Raw genomic sequence first — 6,000 nt, 5'->3', positions numbered from 1 at the left:
GCCGAGGGCATCGACATGGGCCCGTCCCCCACGGACGCCGCCCTCGCCGCTGATCTCGCCCTGCCGATCGAGGAGCTCGAGCTCACCGTTCGGTCCTACAACTGCCTCAAGCGTGAGGGCATCCACTCCGTGGGTGAGCTCGTCGCGCGTTCCGAGGCGGACCTCCTGGACATCCGTAACTTCGGTGCGAAGTCCATCGACGAGGTCAAGGCGAAGCTGGCCGGCATGGGCCTGGCCCTCAAGGACAGCCCGCCCGGATTCGACCCGACCGCCGCTGCCGACGCCTTCGGCGCCGACGACGACGCGGACGCGGGTTTCGTGGAGACCGAGCAGTACTGATCGGTTTTCGGGTGCGGGAGCGCTGTGGCTGGTCGCGCAGTTCCCCGCGCCCCCTTCCGAGCTTGCCCCTCCGGGGCTCGCCCGGATCTTCGACGGGCGTCCGCCCGCTCGGATACTGACTCCGGTACCTGATACGGCCGGGGCAGACACCTAGGAGAAACACCATGCCGAAGCCCACCAAGGGTGCCCGTCTGGGCGGCAGCGCCGCGCACGAGAAGCTGCTCCTCGCGAACCTCGCGAAGGCGCTCTTCGAGCACGGCCGTATCACCACCACCGAGGCGAAGGCGCGCAAGCTGCGCCCGTACGCCGAGCGTCTGGTCACCAAGGCGAAGAAGGGCGACCTTCACAACCGCCGTCAGGTGCTCCAGGTGATCACGGACAAGAGCATCGTGCACACGCTCTTCACCGAGATCGGCCCGCGCTACGAGAACCGTCCGGGTGGTTACACCCGCATCACCAAGATCGGTAACCGCCGTGGCGACAACGCGCCCATGGCTGTCATCGAGCTGGTCGAGGCGCTGACCGTCGCGCAGCAGGCCACCGGTGAGGCCGAGGCCGCCACCAAGCGTGCGGTCAAGGAAGACGCCCTCAAGAAGGACGAGGTCGTCGAGGACGCCAAGCCCGCCGACGAGGCTGCGGCCGACGAGGCTCCGGCCGAGGAGTCCAAGGACGCCTGAGGCACCGCCTCGCAGTGGACGGGTCCGCCCTTCGGGGCGGGCCCGTTCCGCGTTTCCGAAGGCGTTTGTGCAGGCGTTTTCCGCAGGTCAGGCTTGAGAGGATCTAGGGGTGAGTGACGAGGTACAGCCCGGGTTCGTACGGGTGCGGATGGATCTCTCGTACGACGGGAGCGGTTTCTCCGGGTGGGCCAAGCAGGCCGGCGGGCGGCGGACCGTGCAGGGGGAGATCGAGGACGCGCTGCGGACCGTGACCCGGTCGAAGGACACCACGTACGAGCTGACCGTGGCCGGGCGGACGGACGCCGGTGTGCACGCGCGTGGGCAGGTGGCGCACGTCGACCTGCCGGAGGGGCTCTGGGCCGAGCACCGGGAGAAGCTGCTCAAGCGGCTTGCCGGGCGGCTCGCCAAGGACGTGCGGATCTGGTCCCTCGCAGAGGCGCCGGCCGGCTTCAACGCGCGGTTCTCGGCCATCTGGCGGCGGTACGCGTACCGGGTCACCGACAACCCGGGGGGTGTGGACCCGCTGCTGCGCAGCCACGTCCTCTGGCACGACTGGCCCCTGGACGTGGACGCCATGAACGAGGCCGCCCGGCGGCTGCTCGGCGAGCACGACTTCGCCGCCTACTGCAAGCGGCGGGAGGGGGCGACGACCATCCGTACGCTCCAGGAGCTGAGCCTGGTGCGGGACGAGGAGGGTGTGATCACCGCGACCGTCCGGGCCGACGCCTTCTGCCACAACATGGTGCGTTCCCTGATCGGGGCGCTGCTGTTCGTGGGCGACGGGCACCGGACCGCGGAGTGGCCGGGAAAGGTGCTGGCCGCGGGGGTGCGGGACTCGGCCGTCCATGTCGTACGGCCGCACGGGCTGACGCTGGAGGAGGTCGGCTACCCGGCCGACGAGCTGCTCGCCGCACGCAACAAGGAGGCGCGCAACAGGCGGACGCTGCCCGGATCCGGGTGCTGCTGACCTCCCGGTCGCGGTGCCGGCCTCCCGGTCGCGCGCCGGCGTCCGCGGTCAGTCGGCGGCGGCCGCCGACGCCTGGGCCTCGCCGCGTTGGCGGATCCGCTGGAAGGTGAACTCCGCGAGGTCGTCGCCCGCGGTGAAGATCGCCGTGTCCTTCGTCGTCACGTTCTTGCCGTCCGTGAAGCCGGTGATCGTGAAGTAGGCGTACCGGCCGTAGGAGTTGGTCGTGGAGCGGCAGATCGCGCCGTCGCAGAAGGCCTTGACGTCGCCGCCGGTGAGCGCCTTGACGATGCTCTTCTTGTCGGCCTGGCTCTTGACCTTGAGGGCCTGCGCCTCGGTGTCGAAGACCGCCACACCGACCGTCACCGCGATGTTGCCCTTGGTGTAGGTGATGCGCATCAGGCGAGTGCAGTCGTTGGCTGTGAGTACCTGGGGCAGCGTGCCCTGGACGCCCGTGGTGCAGGTGGCGCTGTCGGCCTTGGGGCCCTTCTTGTACACGGCCGAGCCCATGGTCAGCTGCGTGCCGGGGAAGAGCAGGTCCGGTCCGTTGGGGGCGGTGTCCTTGGCCTTGCTGGCGATGAACTCCTTCGGGTTCAGCGGGGGCGGGGCGCTGGTCGGAGCGAAGGAGGGGGTGGTGGACGCGCTCGGCAGGTCGGCGGTCGCGGGCAGTGAGGAGGTCGGCTTGTTCGCCTCGTCGCCGCCGTTCGCCGACACCACGGCCATGGCCACGGCGGTGCCGATGGCGAGCGTGGCGAGCGCGCCGCCGCCTATGAAGAACAGCCGACGGCGCCTGTTGCGCGTCTCGGACGCCTCCGCGAGCGCGGCCCAGTCCGGAGTCCGGCCGTCATCGCCGCTGGTCCACGGCTGCTGGGAGTTCGGTTTCCACGGATCCCACTGGGACTGAGGTCCCCCCTGCCCATAGCTCATGGGCCGCATCTTAGACGGGGAGCGGGGGATGCTGTTCCGTCTCAACCGGCGTCGAAGTCCCCGGAGTTCCCGGCGCGACTGCGGGCAAACGTGACATCTCCGGGTGGTTGGTACGGCGTTTGCGCAGGCCGGGGCCGGGTATGTGGTGCAGGCCACTCCGTGAGCGGGTTTCCAGGAGCGGCTTCCGGTGAGGCTGACATGCTCACGCGTGATCGGGTGACAGGCCCCGTTTTGACCCGGCCCCCGAGACACGGGTATCCTGCATCTTCGTTGTGTATTGGCTTGCTCTTCTCACGGGACGGGCCCTTACACCGGTCCACCGGGCCGATGACCAGCGACCAGCACGCGGTTTGCGTCACCGCAGTGCGGTCTCGGCTGTCGTGATCGTCTTCGGTGACCTTGTCAGGACCAATTCACTGAAGAAGCGAAGGCTACGAACCGTGCGTACGTACAGCCCCAAGCCCGGCGATGTGACGCGCCAGTGGCACGTCATCGACGCTCAGGACATCGTCCTGGGCCGTCTCGCCACCACTGCCGCGTCCCTCCTCCGGGGCAAGCACAAGCCGATCTACGCGCCCCACGTCGACACCGGTGACTTCGTCATCATCATCAACGCCGACAAGGTGCACCTCTCCGGCAACAAGCGGACCCAGAAGATGGCGTACCGCCACTCCGGGTACCCGGGCGGTCTGCGCTCCGTGCGCTACGACGACCTCCTGGCGAACAACCCCGAGAAGGCCGTCGAAAAGGCCGTCAAGGGCATGCTCCCCAAGAACACGCTGGGCCGTCAGATGCTGTCGAAGCTGAAGGTCTACAAGGGTGACGTGCACCCGCACGCGGCGCAGCAGCCCGTGCCGTTCGAGATCACCCAGGTCGCGCAGTAATTCCGGCCACACCCCCTAGCTGAAAAGAACTGAGGAGAACCGTGGCCGAGACCACTGCCGAGCAGCCGCTCGAAGAGACCGAGCTCGTCGACATCGAGAGCTACACCACCGAGTCCGAGGTCCCCGTCGAGGGTGAGTACACCTCGGAGTCCCTCGCCTCCCGCTTCGGCGAGGCCCAGCCGGCCGCCGGCCTGGGCCGTCGCAAGAACGCCATCGCCCGCGTCCGGATCGTTCCGGGCACCGGCAAGTGGAAGATCAACGGTCGCACCCTCGAGGACTACTTCCCCAACAAGGTGCACCAGCAGGAAGTCAACGAGCCCTTCAAGGTGCTCGAGCTCGAAGGCCGCTATGACGTCATCGCCCGCATCTCGGGTGGCGGCGTCTCCGGTCAGGCCGGTGCGCTCCGTCTCGGTGTCGCCCGCGCGCTGAACGAGGCCGACGTCGACAACAACCGTGGCGTCCTCAAGAAGGCCGGCTTCCTCACGCGTGACGACCGCGCGGTCGAGCGCAAGAAGGCCGGTCTCAAGAAGGCCCGCAAGGCCCCGCAGTACAGCAAGCGCTAAGCTTCGCTGCCTGCTCGTACGTATTCCGGGTCGGACCGGTTCGGTTCGCTCGTACGTACTCCGAACGCCCCGGCGGCACGCCACAGTGTCGCCGGGGCGTTCGTTTTCTCGCAGCCGTGGGCGTATAACGGCACAAGGTGCTCAAAGGCTTGTGTGATCGGATGTTCAGGGCATCCAATGCCTGGAAGCGGAGCCGCCGCCGACCGGTCGACCGGTCGTTGTCCGACGTACCCGCACGCCTTTTGAAACTGACGCTTCCTCAGGAGGACAAGTGGGACGACTCTTCGGCACGGACGGCGTGCGCGGTGTCGCCAACGCGGATCTGACGGCGGAGATGGCACTCGGCCTGTCCGTCGCGGCGGCGCACGTGCTGGCCGAGGCGGGCACGTTCGAGGGTCACCGGCCGGTGGCCGTCGTCGGGCGGGACCCGCGCGCGTCCGGAGAGTTCCTGGAGGCCGCCGTGGTGGCCGGACTGGCGAGTGCCGGAGTGGACGTGCTGAAGGTCGGCGTGCTGCCGACGCCGGCCGTCGCCTACCTCACCGGCGTGCTCGGCGCCGACCTCGGCGTGATGCTCTCCGCCAGCCACAACGCCATGCCCGACAACGGCATCAAGTTCTTCGCCCGTGGCGGCCACAAACTCGCCGACGATCTCGAGGACAGGATCGAGTCCGTCTTCGAGGAGCACCGCACCGGCGCGCCCTGGAGCCGGCCGACCGGCAGCGGTGTCGGACGCGTGCGGTCGTACGACGAAGGTTTCGACCGCTACGTCGCGCACCTCATCGCCGTGCTTCCCAACCGCCTCGACGGGCTGCGGATCGTTCTCGACGAGGCCCACGGCGCTGCCGCCCGGGTGTCGCCGGAGGCGTTCACGCGGGCCGGTGCGGAGGTCGTGACCATCGGGGCCGAGCCGGACGGGCTCAACATCAACGACGGGTGCGGGTCCACGCACCTGGACAAGCTGAAGGCAGCGGTCATCGAGCACGGGGCCGCCTTCGGCATCGCGCACGACGGAGACGCCGACCGGTGCCTGGCCGTGGACCACACGGGCGACGAGATCGACGGGGACCAGATCCTCGCCGTGCTCGCGCTGGCGATGCGGGAGCGGGGCGCGCTGCGGTCCGACACCGTTGTCGCCACCGTCATGTCCAACCTGGGCTTCAAGCTGGCCATGGAGCGCGAGGGCATCCAGCTCGTGCAGGCGGCCGTCGGCGACCGGTATGTGCTGGAGGAGATGAAGCAGCACGGCTACGCGCTGGGCGGCGAGCAGTCCGGCCACGTGATCATCCTGGACCACGCGACGACCGGCGACGGCACGCTGACGGGGCTGATGCTGGCGGCACGCGTCGTCGAGAGCGGACGTTCGCTGCGGGAGCTGGCCTCCGTGATGGAGCGGTTGCCGCAGGTGCTGATCAACGTGCCCGACGTCGACAGGTCGCGGGTCGGTGACTCGGCCGAGCTGGCGACTGCCGTCGGCGAGGCGGAGCGGGAACTCGGGGCCACCGGACGGGTGTTGCTGCGGCCCTCCGGGACGGAGCCGCTGGTGCGCGTGATGGTCGAGGCGGCCGACATCGACCAGGCCCGGTCCGTCGCCGGGCGGCTGGCCGATGTCGTGAAGTCGGCGCTCGGCTAAGCGCTTGCGGGGCGGG

Annotated in this window: 7 protein-coding genes; 6 read left to right on the top strand and 1 reads right to left on the bottom strand. The window is 69.2% G+C overall.

Translation table 11 applies throughout. The features are described from left to right. From ACIPFH_RS11325 to truA, 3 genes are all read left to right on the top strand, one after another. The coding region (locus tag ACIPFH_RS11325) for a DNA-directed RNA polymerase subunit alpha C-terminal domain-containing protein (protein WP_276616025.1) at window positions 1–339 on the top strand (339 nt) is incomplete at its 5' end. Between the two features lie 164 nt (window positions 340–503). Further along, on the top strand, window positions 504–1,016 hold the full coding sequence (gene rplQ / locus ACIPFH_RS11320) for a 50S ribosomal protein L17 (protein WP_356249914.1): 513 nt from the start codon (window positions 504–506) through the stop codon (window positions 1,014–1,016). Window positions 1,017–1,125: 109 nt separating this feature from the next. Next, window positions 1,126–1,983, top strand: a complete 858-nt coding sequence (gene truA / locus ACIPFH_RS11315) for a tRNA pseudouridine(38-40) synthase TruA (RefSeq protein ID WP_401825064.1) — start codon at window positions 1,126–1,128, stop codon at window positions 1,981–1,983. Between the two features lie 48 nt (window positions 1,984–2,031). Here the strand turns inward: truA and ACIPFH_RS11310 are convergent, their stop codons facing one another. Continuing rightward, window positions 2,032–2,907 (bottom strand): hypothetical protein, encoded by an 876-nt coding sequence (locus ACIPFH_RS11310; RefSeq protein WP_356249918.1) that lies wholly within the window; start codon window positions 2,905–2,907, stop codon window positions 2,032–2,034. A gap of 440 nt (window positions 2,908–3,347) precedes the next feature. Here ACIPFH_RS11310 and rplM point away from each other — a divergent pair, with 440 nt between their 5' ends. From rplM to glmM, 3 genes are all read left to right on the top strand, one after another. Beyond that, the gene (gene rplM, locus ACIPFH_RS11305; RefSeq protein WP_020132189.1) at window positions 3,348–3,791 is read left to right on the top strand and encodes a 50S ribosomal protein L13; all 444 of its coding nucleotides are present in this window, start codon (window positions 3,348–3,350) and stop codon (window positions 3,789–3,791) included. Between the two features lie 41 nt (window positions 3,792–3,832). Then, window positions 3,833–4,354, top strand: a complete 522-nt coding sequence (gene rpsI, locus ACIPFH_RS11300) for a 30S ribosomal protein S9 (protein WP_356249920.1) — start codon at window positions 3,833–3,835, stop codon at window positions 4,352–4,354. Window positions 4,355–4,625: 271 nt separating this feature from the next. Continuing rightward, complete coding sequence (gene glmM, locus ACIPFH_RS11295; RefSeq protein WP_401825062.1) at window positions 4,626–5,984, top strand: phosphoglucosamine mutase; 1,359 nt, start codon at window positions 4,626–4,628, stop codon at window positions 5,982–5,984. Window positions 5,985–6,000 lie beyond the last annotated feature (16 nt).

The organism is Streptomyces sp. NPDC088157, assembly GCF_044741545.1.
GTDB lineage: Bacteria > Actinomycetota > Actinomycetes > Streptomycetales > Streptomycetaceae > Streptomyces.
Note: the sequence above shows the minus strand (reverse complement) of the source record. Positions and strands in the feature narration are given on the sequence as shown.

What these genes read in the sequence shown, in the direction of transcription:
- rplQ (WP_356249914.1), top strand. Translation starts at nt 504, where the DNA reads ATGCCGAAGCCCACCAAGGGTGCCCGTCTGGGCGGCAGCGCCGCGCAC.
- ACIPFH_RS11310 (WP_356249918.1), bottom strand. Translation starts at nt 2,907, where the DNA reads ATGAGCTATGGGCAGGGGGGACCTCAGTCCCAGTGGGATCCGTGGAAA.